At 65.6% G+C, this 17,423-nt stretch carries 13 protein-coding genes; 8 read left to right on the top strand and 5 right to left on the bottom strand.

All coding sequences use genetic code 11. The annotated features are described in order from the left end of the window. Positions 1–34: 34 nt before the first annotated feature. The 3 genes from K5Q19_RS20280 (at position 35) to K5Q19_RS20290 (ending at position 4,283) form a co-directional block, all read left to right on the top strand. Entirely contained in the window at positions 35–1,942 is a 1,908-nt protein-coding gene (locus K5Q19_RS20280) for an ATP-binding protein (protein WP_292948895.1), read from the top strand. Between the two features lie 28 nt (positions 1,943–1,970). Further along, positions 1,971–2,309, top strand: coding sequence for a hypothetical protein (locus K5Q19_RS20285; protein WP_292948897.1), 339 nt, complete (start codon positions 1,971–1,973; stop codon positions 2,307–2,309). Between the two features lie 531 nt (positions 2,310–2,840). Beyond that, positions 2,841–4,283, top strand: coding sequence for a sigma-54 dependent transcriptional regulator (locus tag K5Q19_RS20290; protein WP_292948936.1), 1,443 nt, complete (start codon positions 2,841–2,843; stop codon positions 4,281–4,283). A gap of 12 nt (positions 4,284–4,295) precedes the next feature. On the opposite strand, the gene K5Q19_RS20295 is transcribed toward K5Q19_RS20290, so the two are convergent. After that, complete coding sequence (locus K5Q19_RS20295; RefSeq protein WP_292948939.1) at positions 4,296–5,417, bottom strand: aromatic ring-hydroxylating dioxygenase subunit alpha; 1,122 nt, start codon at positions 5,415–5,417, stop codon at positions 4,296–4,298. A gap of 88 nt (positions 5,418–5,505) precedes the next feature. Here K5Q19_RS20295 and K5Q19_RS20300 point away from each other — a divergent pair, with 88 nt between their 5' ends. Genes K5Q19_RS20300 through K5Q19_RS20310 form a run of 3 tightly spaced genes read left to right on the top strand, consistent with a single transcriptional unit; the run spans position 5,506 to position 9,151 of the window. Further along, the gene (locus tag K5Q19_RS20300) at positions 5,506–7,119 is read left to right on the top strand and encodes an NAD(P)/FAD-dependent oxidoreductase (protein ID WP_292948942.1); all 1,614 of its coding nucleotides are present in this window, start codon (positions 5,506–5,508) and stop codon (positions 7,117–7,119) included. Then, positions 7,119–8,522 (top strand): APC family permease, encoded by a 1,404-nt coding sequence (locus K5Q19_RS20305; RefSeq protein WP_292948944.1) that lies wholly within the window; start codon positions 7,119–7,121, stop codon positions 8,520–8,522. Before K5Q19_RS20300 ends, K5Q19_RS20305 begins: the two co-directional genes overlap by 1 nt. 2 nt (positions 8,523–8,524) lie before the next feature. Next, on the top strand, positions 8,525–9,151 hold the full coding sequence (locus K5Q19_RS20310; RefSeq protein WP_292948947.1) for a TetR family transcriptional regulator C-terminal domain-containing protein: 627 nt from the start codon (positions 8,525–8,527) through the stop codon (positions 9,149–9,151). 6 nt (positions 9,152–9,157) lie between these two features. Here K5Q19_RS20310 and K5Q19_RS20315 read toward each other — a convergent pair whose 3' ends face one another. The 3 genes from K5Q19_RS20315 to K5Q19_RS20325 all read right to left on the bottom strand — a co-directional run bounded on the left by K5Q19_RS20315 (position 9,158) and on the right by K5Q19_RS20325 (position 13,672). Further along, positions 9,158–10,183: a cyanophycinase gene (locus tag K5Q19_RS20315; RefSeq protein WP_292948950.1), complete on the bottom strand. Its 1,026-nt coding sequence runs from the start codon at positions 10,181–10,183 to the stop codon at positions 9,158–9,160. 50 nt (positions 10,184–10,233) lie between these two features. Beyond that, complete coding sequence (locus K5Q19_RS20320; protein ID WP_292948953.1) at positions 10,234–11,985, bottom strand: M10 family metallopeptidase C-terminal domain-containing protein; 1,752 nt, start codon at positions 11,983–11,985, stop codon at positions 10,234–10,236. Positions 11,986–12,172: 187 nt separating this feature from the next. After that, positions 12,173–13,672 carry a glycerol-3-phosphate dehydrogenase gene (locus K5Q19_RS20325; RefSeq protein ID WP_292948955.1) on the bottom strand — a complete coding sequence of 500 codons (1,500 nt, stop codon included), beginning with the start codon at positions 13,670–13,672 and terminating at the stop codon, positions 12,173–12,175. Positions 13,673–13,925: 253 nt separating this feature from the next. Here K5Q19_RS20325 and K5Q19_RS20330 point away from each other — a divergent pair, with 253 nt between their 5' ends. After that, the gene (locus K5Q19_RS20330; protein WP_292948957.1) at positions 13,926–15,227 is read left to right on the top strand and encodes a dienelactone hydrolase; all 1,302 of its coding nucleotides are present in this window, start codon (positions 13,926–13,928) and stop codon (positions 15,225–15,227) included. Positions 15,228–15,270: 43 nt separating this feature from the next. On the opposite strand, the gene K5Q19_RS20335 is transcribed toward K5Q19_RS20330, so the two are convergent. Beyond that, complete coding sequence (locus K5Q19_RS20335; RefSeq protein WP_292948960.1) at positions 15,271–16,281, bottom strand: LysR family transcriptional regulator; 1,011 nt, start codon at positions 16,279–16,281, stop codon at positions 15,271–15,273. Between the two features lie 95 nt (positions 16,282–16,376). Here K5Q19_RS20335 and K5Q19_RS20340 point away from each other — a divergent pair, with 95 nt between their 5' ends. Beyond that, positions 16,377–17,333, top strand: coding sequence for a LysR family transcriptional regulator (locus K5Q19_RS20340; RefSeq protein ID WP_292948963.1), 957 nt, complete (start codon positions 16,377–16,379; stop codon positions 17,331–17,333). The last annotated feature ends 90 nt before the right edge of the window (positions 17,334–17,423 follow it).

A 17,423-nucleotide genomic window follows, 5' to 3' on the forward strand; every position in this document is an offset into this window, starting at 1 on the left:
TTTAGATAGCGGTCGTTCACGAGCAGGCTTGGGCATGGATGCGGCAGCAGCAATGATACCGGAAGAGGTCGAGGCGGAACTGGCGCTCCTGCGCCGCCGTCTTGCGCGTTCGGAAGCGGCGCGCGCGGAGGCTGAAGCGCTGCTCGAGGTCAAGAGCCGGGTTCTGGCGCAGGCCAACGAGCAACTGAAAGCCAATCGCGAGCACCTGCGCATCGAGCTGGGCCAGCGCACGCGCCAGCTGCTCGAGGCACAGCGCGTGGCGGGCTTCGGCACGATGATCTGGGATGCCGAGGCCTTCAAGGGCGAAATGTCGCCGCATTGTCAGGCCCTGCTCGGTCTGCACGGTCTTGCCGCGATCGATGGCGTAATGTCCGTGGACGGCTCGCATCCGATGCTCGACCGGGTGGTCCCGGAAGAACGCCGGAAAGTGTTCGAGTTCTCAAAGCGGCTGACGATCCGTGCGCTGGAGCTCAAGCGGAGCGGCGTGGCCGGTCACAAGGATACCAGTCACCAGGTCTGCACCACCGAGGATTGCCAGACTTGCGCGCATATGGCCGATTGCGACCGCATGCTGGAGTTTCGCATCATCGGCCTGTCTGATGGCGAGCCCAATCGCATGATCCGGGCGCTGGCGGAAACCTCGTTCGACGAGGACCTTGGCCGCGCCCTGGTGTTCATCACGGTGCAGGACATCACGCGCGAGATCGAGGCGGCGAACGAAGCCGATGCGCTGCGCCAGCGCGATCAGCGGCGCATGCGCGAACTTGAGCAGCTTGCTGTCGAGCTGCGCGCCGCGCGGGAAGTGGCAGAGCGGGCCAATGCCGCCAAGACCCGTTTCCTCGCAATGATGAGCCACGACATCCGCACGCCGATGAACGGTGTCATCGGCATGCTCGAACTGTTCGATGATGCGGGCCTCAGCGAAAGCCAGCATGAAATGCTGCAGCTGATGCGCTCGAGCGGTGATCAGCTGCGGATGCTGCTGGATGACATCATCGATCTGGAGCAGGCCGAATCCGGCAAATTGACGCTCGCGGCCTTTCCGCTCGAAGTGGGCACATTTCTCGGTACGTCGATCGGCTTCTGGGCGCGCGCGGCACGCAACAAGGGCCTCACGCTCCAACTGGAGCGCGCGGCTTTCGGCTATGATCGGCCGCTGGTCGAATGGATCGTCGCGGACCGCTACCGTCTGCGTCAGATCATCGACAATCTCGTCAGCAATGCGGTCAAATATACCAAGCGTGGCGGTATCGTCGTGCGGGTCGGCCCCGTTGCCGAAAACCGCTTCCGGTTCGAAGTGATCGATACCGGCATCGGCATCCCGCCCGAGCGCCGCGCCGAGATCTTCGTCGATTTCGGGCAGCTGCACACCGTTGATGTGCAGGCGGGCGGATCGGGCCTTGGCCTCGCTATCTGCCGCCGCATCGTCGATCTGATGGGGGGTACCATCGGGGTGGAGGCCGGGCCCGGCGGTATCGGCTCCTGCTTCTGGGTCGAGCTGCCTTTCGTCGAGGTCGACGGGCCGACCGCAGCCAAGCAGAAAGAGGAAAAGCGACTGCGCCGCTTCGATGGCGGGCGGCTTCGCGTGCTTGTGGCGGAAGACGTGGAAACCAACCGCATTGTCGCGCGCGGCATGCTTGGCAAGCTTGGCTGCGATGTCGACCTGGTGACCAATGGCGAGGAAGCGGTCGAGGCCGTACGGAACGGACAGTTCGACGTCGTGTTGATGGACATGAGCATGCCCGTGCTCGATGGTCCTGAAGCGACCCGCCGGATCAAGGCGATCCCGGGGGCGGTCAGCCGCACGCCGATCATCGCCCTTACCGCCTATTCAGGACGTGCTGAACTTGCGCCGATGATGACCGCCGGCGCCATTGGTGTCGTGAAGAAGCCGATCGTGCTCGAAGAGCTCTACCGCGCCATCAGATCGGTCTGCCACTGAGCGCACCGCCCTTACGGAGTTTTCTGCAATGTCCTTTCCAGCGGCCGCGAATCTGGTCGATCCGCAAGCGGTCGAAGCGCTGTTCGGGGGCATGGACCCAGACACCCGCAACCTGCTCCTGGATGCCGCGGCCGCCGATGCGACCGAGTGGACCGAGCGGCTGGTGCAGGCCTGGCAGGATGGTGATGTCAACGATCAGAGCAAGGCACGCCATTCGCTGAAAGGCATCTGTGGCAACTTCGGCATGGCCTGCCTGTTCGAACGCTGCGTGGGCGATCTTGCCGTTTCTGCTGCGGCGCAAGACCTGCGCGACTGTCGCGATGCCAGCCTTGCGGCTTTGCGCGTTGCCGTCAGTCGCTTTCCGTAGGCCCCTGCGCTGTCAAAACTGCGCGCTGGATAAGCGCGATATCCTTCAGGAACGAGCGCGTGCGCAAAAAATCCGTCGCGCTTGTCGGCAGCGCGCAGGCCGTTGTCGGCGCCGGCCATTGTGGCAATTGTGCGCTTAAGGAGAGAGCAAGGGGTCTGCCAGCCTTGCATTTCGCCGGCGAACCAATGGAAAACTTCTCTGGACGCCAGAGTAGCGAGGGGACAAGGCAGATACGCTCTTTGCAATTTGCACAGGATCCCGCATGCAAATTGCGAAAAAAGTGTGTCGCAGAATGCAAATCGCAGGTCGCGAAATCACCGAAATGCAAGCACTCTCCGGCTTGGCATGCTTCCTGCCAAGCAAAGCGCACCAAAGCGTGCGGACCTACGCCTGGATGCAGATATCGGCGGTCCGCTCGCAAAGGGACAAAGCCGATCGACCGATAGCGCCTGCCGCCAGGGTAGCCGCTTTCGATTGATCGGTTGCAATTTGGAAAGCACTGCGTTTGCATAATGCAAGCGGCACCGTGAAGTGGATCAGCGTATGGCGCGCGAGAAAATTCTGATCGTGGAGGACCTTGCCTCGCTGGCAATGGCTTACGCTGCCCAGATCGAGAAGGCAGGATACCAGCCGTTCGTCGCCCATTCCGCAGGCGCCGCGCTGGCGGCGATAGCCGAGACACCCGACTTCGGCGCCATCCTGCTGGACCTGCAGCTGCCCGATGCCGATGGTCTGGATTGGCTGCGTGCCAATCCGGCGATCTGCGAGACCTATCCGGTCATCGTCGCCACGGCGGACGGTTCGCTTTCGCGCGCGATCGAGGCGATGCGGATCGGTGCGTTCGACTTCCTGGTCAAGCCGATGGCCGGCGCCCGGCTGGTTGCGGTGCTGGCGAGCGCCATCGAACTCGGCAAGTCCGCCAGCCCCGCAGCGCCCGCGGGTGCGCAGCCGAAGGTGAAGAAAACCAAGCCCGGCACGTTCATCGGCAATTCGCCGCAGATGCAGGAAGTCTACCGCCAGATCGAATGCGTCGCCTCAAGCCGCGCCACGGTGTTCATCACCGGCGAAAGCGGGACCGGCAAGGAAGTCTGTGCCGAGGCCATCCATGGGGCGAGCGGACGTGCCGGCGGCCCCTTCATCGCGCTGAACTGCGGCGCGATCCCCGAGAACCTGCTGGAATCCGAGATCTTCGGCCACCTCAAGGGCTCGTTCACCGGCGCGGTGAGCGACCGCGTCGGCGCCGCGCAGGCCGCGCACAAGGGCACGCTGTTCCTTGACGAAATCTGTGAGATGGCGCTGCCGCTGCAGGTCAAGCTGCTGCGATTCCTGCAGACCGGCTCGATCCAGCGCGTCGGCTCCAACCGGGTCGAGGAAGTCGACGTGCGCATCGTCTGTGCAACCAACCGCGACCCTGTGCGCGAAGTGGCCGAAGGGCGCTTCCGCGAAGACCTGTTCTACCGCCTCGCCGTGGTGCCGCTCCATCTGCCGCCGCTGCGTGAGCGCACCGGCGATGTTCGCGAGCTTGCCGAGGCATTCCTCCAGCGCTTCGCGCGCGAGGAGAACAAGACATTCAGCCCGCTTGGTGCGGCCCAGCTTTCCGCGCTGGAACAGTATCGCTGGCCGGGCAATGTGCGCGAACTGCAGAATGTGATGCGCCGCGCGGCAGTGCTGCACATGGGGCCCGATCTGCCGGCTTCGGCCTTTCCGCTGACCAGCCAGATCGCTGCGCCGCCCCCTCCGGCCGAACGGCCTGCTCAAGCCAGCGCGCGGCTTCCGCTCGAAGCCGACAGCGCCACCGATCTGCTGGCCGTGGTCAACGCGGTGAAGGGGCTCACGCTCGACGAGCTGGAGCGGATCGCCATCGAGGCGGCGATTGACAACGCGGGTGGCAGCCTGCCTTCGGCGGCCAAGGCGCTCGGGGTAAGCCCCTCGACACTCTATCGCAAGCGTGAGCGGTGGATGGCCGCGGGCTGAGCGCCCGCGCGCCTAAGGCTCGCCGCAGCGCTCGATATAGCGCCGGATATCGAGGCTGAGGTCCTCGATCGGTGCATAGTAGCCATGGGTGTGGACCCGCGCGGCGATGCCGGATTGCACGCGTTCGCACACCGCCCAGTCCTGCCGGTTGACGAGGTCCCAGAAATCGACCGCGTCCGACGGGTCGAACTCCGCCTTCGCGATCTCGTCCGGGTGGAACAGGAAGCGGCACTCGATCAGCGTGCGGTCGGCGGCGAGCGGCCACAGCACGAAAGCGGCGGCGTGCTCGCAGCTCACGCTGAACATCAGGTTGGGATAGATCAGCTCGCCCTTGTGGCGGACCTTTTCCTCGTCGGAAAGGCCGGGGAAGGGCGCCCGGTTGGTCGTGCCGGTCATCGTGTAGGTATACGCACCCTCGCGGTGCGGGATGCCCGCTTCCCAATCGAGGTCGATCCCGCCGCGCACCTTGAACGCGGGCACGATCGCGGTCAGCTCGGGGTGGACACCGGGGCAGTGATAGCACTCGTTGTAGTTCTCGAGGATCAGCTTCCAGTTCGCGTTGACTTCGTAGCGGATCGTCTGCGCGGTGCGCAGATCGGCGAGCGGATAGTTGGCGAGGCGGCGCGCCGGTTCGGCCAGCTCGGCGGCGAAATCGGGGGCAGTTTCGGGCGAGAGATTGAGGAAGACGAAGCCGCCCCAGGTCTCCACCGCCACGGGATGAAGGCTGAACGCGCTCTTGTCGAAGCCCGGCGCATCCTGAAGCTGGGGCGCCGCCAGCAGGCGGCCATCGAGCGCATAGGACCAGCCGTGATAGGGGCAGCGGATCATCGTCTTGCCGACAACGCCGGCATCGAGCGTCACGCCCCAGCGCGCGTCGCTTACCGCATCGCACATCCGCCCGCCGCGGTGGCGGCAGACGTTGTAGTGCGCATGGAGCGCGCCATCCTTGCCGCGCACGACGATCACGCTTTCGCCCGCTACATCAAGCACCTGATGATCGCCGGGACCGGGCATGTCCTCTTCGCGGCCCGCGCAGAACCACTGGCGATGAAAGATCGCGGCCTTGTCACGCGCGAAGGCTTCGGCGGTCAGGTAGGCGGTGCTTTCGAGCGACTGTTCCATTCCGCCGTTCATGTGCGCGCTCCTTATTGGACGCTTGCCTTATAAGCGCCATTGCGGCACTCATCCAACCAGAAAGCAAGGGGGCACTGGCCGCGCGACCATGGATGTGACGGGCAAGGTCTGGGATGCGATCGTCGTCGGCGCGGGGCACAATGGGCTGACCGCGGCGGCCTATCTTGCGAAGGCGGGCCGTTCGGTGCTGGTCCTGGAAGCCCGGCCGATCGTCGGCGGTGCCTGCGTGACCGAAGACGTCATCCCCGGCCACCGCGTCTCCTTCACATCCTACATCGCCTCGATGCTGATGCCGACGGTGATCCGCGACCTCGATCTTGGCCGCCACGGCCTGCGCATGGTCGCCTGCGATCCGATCCTGACGGTGCCGCTGGGAGATGGTGAGATCATCCGCTGGTGGGCAGACCCCGAGCGCACCGCACAGGAAATCGCCCGCTTTTTCGCGCGCGATGCCGAGGCGTTTCTCGAAGTCGATCGCAAGCTGAAAGCGCTCGCCGCCTATCTCCAGCCTTTCTTCCTTGAATCCCCGCCAGACCTTGCTGCGCGCGGGCTGGACCGGGTCAGGGAAGGGCTGCGGATGATCCGCCGCTTCCGCCGGATCAAAGGCACCGAGATCGGCGAGATGGTGCAGTTCCTCACCGGCAGCCTCGGCGAGTTTCTCGACCGGCATTTCGAATCCGATGCTGCCAAGCGGATGATCCTGGCCAACAATGTCTACGGGAAACACGGCGGCCCCTATGAGCCGGGCTCGGCGGTCGGCCTGCTGTTCCACCTGCTCGCGGGCGGTGACAATGCGGTTCAGGGCTTTAACGGCCATGTCATGGGCGGCATGGGCTCGGTCTCGGGCGCGATTGCCGCTGCCGCGCGCGGCTTCGGGGCGGTGATCGAGACGAGCGCGCCAGTGGGCAGCATCGACGTGTTCGGCGGGCGCGCGACCGGCGTTACGCTGCTCGACGGGCGGCAGGTACGCGGGAAGGTCGTGCTCTCCAACGCCGATCCCAAGCGCACCTTCCTCGGGCTGCTGGCCAAGACCGATCTGCCCGATGATTTCCGCCGCGATATCGCCGGGATCAAGATGGGCGGCCCGGCGGCCAAGCTCAATATCGCGCTTTCGGGCGAACCCACCGTGATCGGCCGCAAGCCGGATGCGAGCCCGCTCGAGCGCGCGCTGCTGACGATCGCGCCCACGCTCGAAGGCGCGCAGCGCTGCGCTGATACCGCGCGATTTGGCGATGTACCGGAAGAGCTGTGGATCGATTGCGTGATCCCCAGCCTTGTGGATGACAGCCTTTGCCCGCCGGGCCATCACATGCTGACCTGCTTCATCCAGTACGTGCCCTATAGATTGCGTGAAGGCACATGGGACGAGAAGCGCGAGGCATTGGCGGAAGCGATCATCGATCAGATCAGCCGCCATATGCCAAACCTGCGGGAGATGATCCTTGGACGGGTCATGCTCACCCCGCTCGATCTGGAGCGGATCTACGGCCTTACCGAAGGCAATATCTTCCACGGCGACCTGCATCCCGGCGCGCTGTTCTCGATGCGTCCGGTGCCGCGCTGGTCGCAGTATCGCACGCCGGTCGAGGGGCTCTATCTCTGCGGTGCCGGCGCGCATCCGGGGGGCGGGGTGACCGGCGCACCGGGGCATAATGCGGCTTGCCAAGTGCTGCGCGACACCAAACGGCAGGGCAAGCCCTGATGGCCGGCGGCGCGCCCCATCCACCCAAGGTGATGGGCGTTGCCGATCTTGCGATGTTCTATGTCGTGACCGGGGTCAGCTTGCGCTGGATCGCGACGGCGGCGGCCTTCGGGCCCAGTTCGATCGTGATCTGGGTGGGCGCGCTCTTGTGCTTCTACCTGCCGTTCGTGCTCGCCATCGTCGAGCTTTCCTCGCGCTACCCGCAGGAGGGCGGGCTCTATATCTGGACGCGCGAGGCCTTCGGGCCTTACGTCGGCTTCATGGCGGGGTGGAGCTACTTCACCTCGAACCTCCCCTATTTCCCCAGCGTGCTCTATTTCGATGCGGGCAATGCGCTCTACATCGGGGGGACGAGCTGGCTGCACCTGCGCAGCAATCCGGTGTTCTTCATGAGCTTTGCGCTCTGCGCGCTGGCTTTCATCACCGCGATCAACATCTTCGGTCTGCGCTTCGGGCGCTGGCTGCACAATCTCGGTGCGGTCGGCATGTGGGGGCCGGCGCTGATCGTGATCGTGCTCGGCGTGACGGCGTGGTGGCAGTTCGGCTCGGCAACGGAGTTCACGCCCGCCTCGTTCGTGCCGGTGTTCGATATCCGGCACATGATCATGTGGGCCGCGATCGCCTTTGCGCTCTCGGGCGCGGAGACCGCCTCGTTCATGAGCGGCGAGATCAGGGACCCGCGCCGCACGATCCCGCGCGCGCTGCCGATTGCGGGCGCGGTGATCGTCTCGTGCTACATCATCGGCACGTTTGCGGTTCTGCTCGCGATGCCGTCGAGCGAGGTCAACACGCTGCAGGGCCTGATCCAGGCCGGCGCGGTTGCGGCCGAGAAAGTGGGGGCAGGGTGGATCGTGATCCCGCTCGCGCTCCTCATCACGCTCGGCAATCTCGGCGCGGCGAGCGGCTTTCTCTCCTGCGCCGCGCGCATTCCCTTTGCGGTGGGGATCGACCGGCTGTTGCCGCCGGTCTTTGCCAAAGTTCATCCCAAGTGGGGCACGCCCTATGTCGCGATCCTCGTGCAGGGCGGGCTGGGCGCGGTGCTCTGCATCCTTGGGCAGGCTGGAACGGGCGTGAAAGGCGCCTATGACGTGCTGGTGAGCATGGGTATCATCGCTGCCTTCCTGCCGTTCGCGCTGGTGTTCCTCGCCGTGATCCGCCTGCAGGGGCGGCCATCGGAGGTGGAACTTACCCGGCTGCCCGGAGGCCGCGTGACTTCGACCGTCTTCGCGTGCATAGGGCTTGCCACCACGCTGACGGCGCTTGTGCTGGCAGCCTTTCCGGCCACGGATGAACCGAACAAGCTCCTCGCAGTGATCAAGATTCTTGGCCTTACCGCCGTGCTGCTGAGCAGCGGCACTCTGGTCTATTACCTCGGCCAGCGCTCGGCACGGCGCAGCGCCTGATCGTGGCGAGTCCAGCACCCGAGCTGCCCGGCGCACCGCGCCGCCGCCGCGCGCCTCCGCTGGTGCGGCGCGCGGACCTCGTTGCGGCCACGCTGAGCTGCCTTGCCCGTCTTGGCGCCAAGGGTACCACGGGGCGCGAGATCTGCCGGCAGGCGGGGGTCAGCCACGGCCTCCTGCGGCACTACTTCCGCAATCCGGACAACCTCCTGCTCGAAACTTACGAGCAGCTCTGCGAGGATATGCTCGCGCAGCTCGAAGCGGCGGCCTTGCCTTATGCGGACGACCCGCGCGAAGCGCTGCACCGTTATTTCGTCGCGGTCTTTTCGGACGATTGGGCCGGCCCGGACATCATCGGCGCGTGGATGGTGTTCTGGCAGCAGGCGCGCAGCCGCGCCGATTTCGCTGTGGTTTCGGATAGCTTCAACTTGCGCCAGCGGGCCCTGCTTGAGCGCCTTGTCGCAGTGCTTCCTGCCCGCGCTGATGCGCTCCCCATGGCCGACGCCATCGCGCTGCTTTCGGCGGTGCTCGACGGGCTCTGGATCGAATACTACCTTTCGGATGAGCGCACCCCGCGCGAGCGCTGCATCGCGCTGTGCGATGCCGCTGTGCGCCGCCTCTTTGGCGCCTGAACGGGATCAGGGCAGCGCGGTGATCGTGCCCCCGGCCGCGCTGTAGTTCTTTTCGGCGATCGGATCTTCGACTTTGCCCGCAGGGAGCCGCACCAGCGACTGCGGCCCCGCAATTGTTACCCGCACGCGCGCGGCGACCAGGGGACCGGGGGCGGCCAGGCGCGGGAGGGCTGCACCGGAGACTATCGACACACCGGTGCCGGGCGTCGAGGGATAGACCCGCCCCGTCCCGTCCGGCTCGACCGCGAGGGCGACGCCTTCATCGATGCCGAGTCCGAGCAGCGGCGGGGCATCGGCCGGGCGGCTCGCCTGCGCCTTGGCGAGGAAGGCGAACAAGCGCCCAAGCCGGTCGCGCTGGGTAAAGTGGCTATCGGTGATCACGCCCTTGAGCAGGTCCAGATGGAGAAATCCGGTCTCGATCGTGGTGCCCTTGCCGAAGGGATCGGCCAATGCCTTCACGCTTGTCAGGCTCTGGCCATCCATGGCGCCATAGAGATACTCGCCCAGGATCGCGAGACCGGCGCTGGTCCCCGCCAGTGGCTTGCCCGCCCGGACATGCGCGTCGAGCGCCTCGGCAATCGGCGTGCCGCGCCAGCGCCGCACGTAGCGCGCCTGATCACCGCCCGCGATGTAGATACCATCTGCCTTGCCCAGCGCTGCCAGCAGGTGCGGATCGCGGCTGGCGGAGCGGGCATGCGTGACGAACGTCTCGGCCGAGAGCACGCCGCCGATCTCGCGGTAGAACTCGGTGCCGGCCTCGCCGTGCTGCGAGGCGCGCAGGATCACGATATGGCCATGCCCCGCCTTGGCGATGAACCAGCGCATCGCCTCGAGGGTGCGATCGCCCCCGCCGATCAGCAGCAGTCCGCCCGAAACCGGGGCAGGGGCGGGGCCTGCAGGATCACCCTCGAGATAGACGTCGAGCGCCCGCGCGGTCGCCGTGGGCGCCGCCAGCGCCGCCGCAAGCGCAATCAGCGCGGCCGAAACGGCTCTGGGGAATGGCGGCAAAGCGGGCTCCTTGCGAAACGGCACGTGCGCCTTCTGGCACAACCCTGCCTGCCTCGCAAAACGCCGGACCGCGCCTAGAGAATGAAATCCGCCGCGACGAGTGCCGGGCCGCCATCGATCCGGATCGCGAAATCGGCGGTGCCGTTGCCGTCGATATCGCCGCTGACAAGCCCGACCCCGTTTGTGATCGCATAGCGCAGCTGACCCGCGACCTTGGAGAAGGCCGCACTGCCGATCCACGTGAAGGCGTCGTTCACGGCGGCGGTCTGCTTGATCGCATCGACGCCGGAAAGATCGATCCGGTCGTCATGTGCCCGGTTGAAGTCGACGATCACATCCGCGTTGGTCGCCGTGGCCCCCGAAAGTTCCTTGATCGAGGCGAAGCGGAACACATCGCCGCCTTCGCCGCCTGCCAGTATGTCGCGCCCGCCGCCGCCGATCAGGACGTCGGCCCCGCCGCCGCCGGAAAGCTGGTCCGCCCCGTTCCCGCCATCGATCACATTGGCGCCACCATCGCCAATGAGAATGTCTGCGCCGGTGCCGCCAATCAGGTTTTCGATACCCGTCAATGTATCGATTCCGGCACCGCCAGTGGCTTGCGCACCGGTGATCGCAAGACTCACGCGCACCGCCGCGCTGCCGGTGGCAAAGCTTGCCGTATCGCTTCCCGCGCCGCCATCGAGCGTGTCATTGCCCGCACCGCCGATGAGCACATCGTCGTTCTCGCCGCCGGACAGCGCGTCATTGCCCGCGCCGCCATCGATGAGGTCATTGCCAACGCGCCCCAGCAGCGTGTCGTTGCCGGCATTGCCGCGCAGCGTATCGCCCCCTGCGCCGCCGTCGAGCGTATTGTCGAGTTGGTTGCCCAGGAGCGTATCCCCGCCCGAGCCGCCCAGCGCGTTTTCGATGTTGCAGCGAAATGCGATGCCGATGTTATTGGTGAGCGTCACACCGTTGTAGGCGAGCGACGAATAGGCCCCCGGGTTCAGGTCGACCGTGCAGCCATTGCTGAACGCTGCGACACTGAACGTGTCCGTCCCGCCCGCATCCCAGATCGCCTCGAACGAGGGGGCAGCAGGGTTGAAAGCGTAAGTGTCATCCCCGGTGCGCGTCTTCATGTTGGCGCCGTAAAGCGCCTGGATCGCCTGAATGTCATAGACCATCGGCGTCTTGACGAGGAATTCGGCCGTCCCCGTTGCGGGGTTGGTCCACCAGACCTTCTCGGGCGAGGTATAGGACATGATGGTATAGCGCTGGTTGTCGTATCCGGCCGGAATTTTCGGCGTTTCGAACGGATGCTTGAGGCCGAGGCTGTGGCCGATCTCGTGCAGCATCGCCATGTAGTTGTAGGTGCCCGGCGCGAAGGACTGGCCGATCATGGCCTTGTCGATCCAGATATCGCCATGGGCATTGCTGCGCCCGTCCGAAACGCCGAGCGAATAGCCCCAGTAGCCTGCCGAAACTGCCGAGGTTATGGCGATGCGGATATCGCCCACTGTGCCGTCGGCGGTCTCGGCCACTTTCGTGAAGCTGATGTTGGCGATGTCCGCCCAGGCGTCGAATGCCCTGGAGATCATCGCGGCCTGGCCACTGCTTACCGCCACCGTCACCGCCGCCGTGTTTTCGCCGCGGCCGTAAGGGCTGGTGAACTGGCTGGCGGCGCCGTCTGCCCAGGGGAAGCTGTAGCTGATCTGCGTGGTGCCGCCGGCGTCCTTGCTTGACCAGACCAGCCGGAACGCCGCTTGCGAGGGGAGAAGCGCGTTGATGAAGGCGTTGGTGCTGGCGCCGACGCGCCCGACAGAGGAAAGATCGCTGAAGCGGGGCATGGTTGGGGCTCGCGCTGGAAAGGGTTTCCAGCGCAGTCATGTCAGCACTTGCTGAAGTCCCGTATAAGCGCCCTGCGCGGGCTTTTCCGTAACGGGAATCCTCGCTTTTGCCACGTTGGCCGCGCCCAAATCGCGGCTCAGTGCAGAACTGCGCGCCGCGCGATGGTTAAGCGCCTTGCACGTGAGTTTAAGAGATCCGCGCCGCGAGATAGCCCTCGACTGCCTCGGCTGTACCCGGCGGCACATGGAGGCCCAGCTTGCTGCGGCGATAGAGCACGTCCTCTGCCGTACGCGCCCATTCCTGCGCGGCGAGGTATTCGACTTCCGCCTGTGTCAGTCCGCCGCCGAAATCGGTGCCCAGCGCGTCCAGCGTTTGCGCGGTGCCGAGGATGGCGCGCGCGCGGGTGCCATAGGCGCGGGCAAGCCGCGTGAGCAGCGCTCGCGGCAGACTGGGATGCGCCGACGCCAGTTGCGCCGCGAAGGCTTCGAAATCATCGCCGGGAATGTCGCCGCCGGGCAGATCGGCACCGGCGGTCCAGTCTCCCCTGGCGCCCGGGTAGAACGGCACCAGCTTCTCCATCGCGTGTTCGGCCAGCTTGCGATAGGTTGTGATCTTGCCGCCGAACACGCTGAGCAGCGGCGCTTTCCCGTTGCCGCCATCGAGATCGAGCACGTAATCGCGGGTGACGGCCGAAGCACTGGCAGCGTGGTCGTCATAGAGCGGACGGATGCCAGCATAGCTCCATACCACGTCTTCGGGATGGATCTGCTTCGCGAAGTAGCGGCGCACCGTTTCGCACAGGTAGTCGGTCTCTTCCGGTGAAATCTGCGCCTTGCCGGGCTGGCCTTGCCATGGCTCGTCGGTCGTGCCGATCAGCGTGTAGTTGTGTTCATAGGGGATCGCGAAGACGATGCGGCGATCGGGGTTTTGCAGCATGAAGGCGTGATCGCCTTCGTAGAGCTTGGGCACGATGATATGGCTGCCCTTGATCAGGCGCACGCCGCGGTCCTGGCTGGCGCTGGCGGCGCGCTGGAGCACGTCTTCCACCCAGGGCCCTGCCGCATTGACCATGCCGCGCGCCATGACCGTACGCGCGCCGTTACCTCCGACGATCTCGGCCTTCCACAGCGCACCCTCGCGCGTTGCCGAAACCAGCTTGGTCCGCGTCTCGATCCGCGCGCCGCGCTCGGCCGCATCGCGGGCATTGAGCACGACGAGGCGGCTGTCTTCGACCCAGCAGTCGGAATAGACGAACGCTGTTTTTGCCCCCGGCTTCAGACCGTTGCCCAGCGGCGAACGGGTGAGGTTGACCGTCCGCGTCGCGGGCAGCTTCTTGCGTCCGCCAAGGTTGTCATAAAGGAACAGCCCCAGCCTCACGAGCCAGGCCGGGCGCGGCGAATTCATCTGCGGCAGTACGAAGGCCAGCGGCCAGATGATGTGCGGGGCCATGCCGAGCAGCCGCTCGCGCTCGATCAGCGCCTCGCGCACGAGGCGGAACTCGTAATACTCGAGATAACGCAAGCCGCCGTGGATCAGCTTGGTGCTGGCCGAAGACGTGTGGCTGGCAAGGTCTTCCTGCTCGACCAGCAGGACAGACAAGCCGCGCCCGGCCGCATCGCGGGCGATCCCGGTGCCATTGATCCCCCCGCCAATGATCAGCAGGTCATAGGTTTCCGGATCCGGCACGTGGTTGCTCCTGCCTGCCAATGGGGCACTAAGATGGTGGCGTCCGCTCCTTAGCCAAGCTCACGTGGTCGGACAAATGCAGCTAGCGCAACAAGGGATGCGAATACAAGATGGCGTAAGGGCCGGTAATTGCGGTAACAGGGGCCATGCGAGAGGATAGGCCAAACCCGGCGCATGACCGGGAAACACGAATGAATCACCCGGATTGTGCGCTGTTTCGCGCCATTTCCCCTAGCCGCGGGACGATTCGCGCTTGAAGCCGCTGTCGGTTTTTGCCGCGATGCTAACGGCATCGTCTGTCGCCGCCGCGCCTGCCGAAGCCGCGCCGCCGAGCATTCCGGAAGTCGGCGCCCCCTCGCTTGCCGCGCTTGGCCCCAATGGCGTTGGCGTGATCGAGAAGGTCGTGGTCGACAAGAACGCGGTCGATCCGCTCGGCAGCCTCGCCAAGGGCGCACTCGTCCGCGCCGACCGCACGATGCCGCTGGTGATCTGGTATCCCGCGCACGTCGGCCCCAAGGACCGCCGCGCCACCTACCGGGCGAGCCTCGTGTCCGAACCGCCCAAGCCGCCGGCCTATTTCACCGTGCCCGCGCTTGCGGTGACCGATGCGAGGCCCGCCGGGAAGGGCTACCCGATCGTACTCCTCTCGCATGGCTACAACAACGATCCGGTCATGCTCTCGTGGCTGGGCGAGAACCTTGCGACCAAGGGCTACGTCGTCGTCGCGATCCGGCACCACGATCCGGCCATCACCGATACGGCCAAGACCCCGGCCACACTGATCCGCCGCCCGCTCGATATCACCTACGTCCTTCGCCGTCTCCGCAGCGGGCTGCTCGGGCCGCTTGGCGATATCACGCGCATTGCGCTCGCGGGCTATTCGTTTGGTGGCTATGGCGCGCTGACGGTGGCCGGGGCCGAGCTTGATGCGGCGAGCCCGGCGGTGGGGCGCTTGCCCCCTGCGCTTGTCGAACGCTATACCGGCAAAGGCGAGGAGGCGGCCGCGCTCCACGATCCCGCGATCAAGGCGGTTGTTGCCATTGCCCCGGCTGGCGGCGCACCCTGGGCCGCCTGGGGCGCAGACGGCCTGTCGGCGATCAAGGCACCGCTGCTGGTCGTCGCCGGGACGGCTGACCGCACTGTCGGCTACGATCCCGGCCCCGCGGCCATCTTCCGCGATGCCAAGGGTTCGGATCGCTGGCTGCTGGCACTCAAAGGCGCAGGGCATGCCATCGGCACCAACCCGGCCCCTGCGGAAATGCGCGGCACTGTCTGGGATTTCGATTGGTTCGAGGACCGCATGTGGCGCAAGCCGCGCGTCAACTCGATCGCGCTCCATTTCATCACGGCGTTCCTCGATCTCCAGCTGAAAGGTGAGGCGGCCAAGGCCGAATACCTTGCCGTGCCGTCAGAGGAATCGGATGGCGCCAAATGGACGAGCGAGGACAAGCGCTACGATGCTGTCAGCGAGGGCGGGGCAAACCCCACGTGGAAGGGCTTCGTGAAGGACCATCAGGACGGGCTGCTGTTGAAGCACTTGCCGCCGACGCCTTAGGTTCAACAAGTCCCTCGCAATGACGATATTGAGGGCGGCTCTCTCAGCCGCGCATTTCCGGCACCATCTCGGTGGGCGCCGGGGCATCGCGGCCCATGCCGCCAGAGAAGTGCCGGATGATCCATTCGCGTAGGAGGAAGATCGCCGGATCGCCCAGATCCTCGGCGTGGGTCTTGAGGTAATAGCCGAAGCCATCCGCCGAAACGCGGTCGTAGGGCATGACAAGTTGCCCGCTGGCGATTTCCTGCGCGAACATGTCGATGTCCGCGAGCACCACGCCCGAAGCGGCGATGGCATAGCGCACCGCCGAAAACGCGGTGTCGAAGGCAAGTCCGTCACCGGACTCGATGTTGAGACGCTGCTGCGCGGCGTAGCTCGACCAGAGCAGCCCGCGCGGTTCGCCTTCCAGCTTCACGTGCAGCAGTTCGTTGTCGTGCAGGAACTGCTCCAGCGTCTTGCTCTTGTGCGTTGCCGCCGTCTCCGGCGAGCAGAGCGGGGCGACGCGCACCATCCAAAGGAGGTCCGCCACGGCATCGTCGACATTGGGCCGGTCGAACACGATGGCCATGTCGACATTGTCGCGCGGGGCGCCGGTGACGTTGGACGTCACCACATCGATGCGGATCTCGGGATGTTCCTTGTGGAACTTGGCCAGCAGCGGCAGCGCGTTCTGGTAGAGCAGCGAGGGCGGAATGTGCAGCCGGATCGGGCGGCTTTCCAGATCCTTGTTGCGGATGGTGTTGATCGTCTGCTCCATCCGGTCGAGGCACTTGCTCACGACCGGAAGCAGGATCGAGCCCGCAGGCGTCAGCTTGAGCCCCGTCGGCCCACGCTCGAACAGCGGGCGCCCGATCAGATCCTCAAGGCTGCTGACATGGCGGCTCATCGCGCTTTGCGACACCGTGAGCGCCTGCGCGCCCGCGGTGAAGCTCATGTGCCGCCCCACTGCCTCGAACGCACGCAGCGCGTTCAGTGGCAGCCAGCGGCGGTTGATGAGGCGATCGGGCGCGATTTCGGGTTCTCCGTTGCGTTGCGTGTATTTTGCGCTGCGCATTGATCTACGTCAATCCGCGTTGCCCGTACGAACGTTCTTGCCGCAGGATAACGGTTTATAATATGAGGCTTCACGCATTTTTATCGTGAGGTCCGATGCTGCTCCCCGCCGAGTTCGATTTCCATGCGCTGGAAGTCTTCGTCCTCACTGTCGAGCTGGGCGGGATGACCGCGAGCGCGCAGCAATTGCGCATCACCCAGTCCGCCGTCTCGCAGACCATCGCGCGGCTGGAGCAGGGGATTGGCGCGACCCTGTTCGACCGGACCCTGCGCCCGCTCGGCCTCACCCCGGCGGGCCGCGCGCTTTATGAACGCGCGACGCATCTGCTCGCCACCGCGCGCACCATGGTCGATGAAGTGCGCGAGGGCGCCAACCAGCCGATCGACAAGGTGACGGTGGCGATGGCGGAATCGCTTGCGATCCTGCTCACCGGCCCGTTGCTGAGCCGTCTTGGGCCAAGGGTGGCGCGGTGGCGCGTGCGCTCGGGCATCTCGCTCAACCAGCAGCAGGATTTCCTCGCCCGGCGCGTCGATCTCCTCATCACCGGCAGCAGCGTGCTCGAAAAGCAGGAAGGCGTCGTCCACCATGATGTGCTCGATGATCCCTTCGTGCTGGTATTCCCGCCAAGCTTCCGCGGTGTCGCCGATCCGATTGCGGCCGCCGAAGGCCTGCCGTTCGTGCGCTACTCGCTCGATACCGGCATGGGCCAGCGCATTGAAAGCCAGCTCACCCGCATGCGGCTGCGCCTGCCCAATGTGATCGAGGTCGATATCGTGCCGCAGCAGCTGAACGCGGTCGCGCTCGGCATCGGCTGGAGCATCACCTCGCTGCTCTGCCTCGCTGCCATGCCCGCGCTGATCCCGGATTTGCGCGTCGAGCCGCTGCCGCGCGCGCGGTTCGCCCGCCGCATCCAGGTCGTCAGCCGCGCAGGCGAACTGGGCGATCTCGCGATGGAGACCGCGACGCTGGCGGGCGAGACGATCCGCAAGGAAAGCCTCCCTCCCATTCTGGCGCAGCTCCCCTGGGCGGAGGACCTTCTCGGCAGCACCTGATGCATTCACGCGAATGCATTACGGTCATTGATATGATATATGATTCTTGATGATGCACTGCTGACCCGGACCATTCCGGGCTAAAGTCCT

Origin of the sequence: Novosphingobium sp. (assembly GCF_019748365.1) — a bacterium.
Classification (GTDB): domain Bacteria; phylum Pseudomonadota; class Alphaproteobacteria; order Sphingomonadales; family Sphingomonadaceae; genus Novosphingobium.

Coding starts and splice junctions, on each gene's coding strand:
- K5Q19_RS20280 (WP_292948895.1), top strand. CDS start 35: ATGGATGCGGCAGCAGCAATGATACCGGAAGAGGTCGAGGCGGAACTG.
- K5Q19_RS20285 (WP_292948897.1), top strand. CDS start 1,971: ATGTCCTTTCCAGCGGCCGCGAATCTGGTCGATCCGCAAGCGGTCGAA.
- K5Q19_RS20295 (WP_292948939.1), bottom strand. CDS start 5,417: ATGAACGGCGGAATGGAACAGTCGCTCGAAAGCACCGCCTACCTGACC.
- K5Q19_RS20300 (WP_292948942.1), top strand. CDS start 5,506: ATGGATGTGACGGGCAAGGTCTGGGATGCGATCGTCGTCGGCGCGGGG.
- K5Q19_RS20305 (WP_292948944.1), top strand. CDS start 7,119: ATGGCCGGCGGCGCGCCCCATCCACCCAAGGTGATGGGCGTTGCCGAT.
- K5Q19_RS20320 (WP_292948953.1), bottom strand. CDS start 11,985: ATGCCCCGCTTCAGCGATCTTTCCTCTGTCGGGCGCGTCGGCGCCAGC.
- K5Q19_RS20335 (WP_292948960.1), bottom strand. CDS start 16,281: ATGCGCAGCGCAAAATACACGCAACGCAACGGAGAACCCGAAATCGCG.
- K5Q19_RS20340 (WP_292948963.1), top strand. CDS start 16,377: ATGCTGCTCCCCGCCGAGTTCGATTTCCATGCGCTGGAAGTCTTCGTC.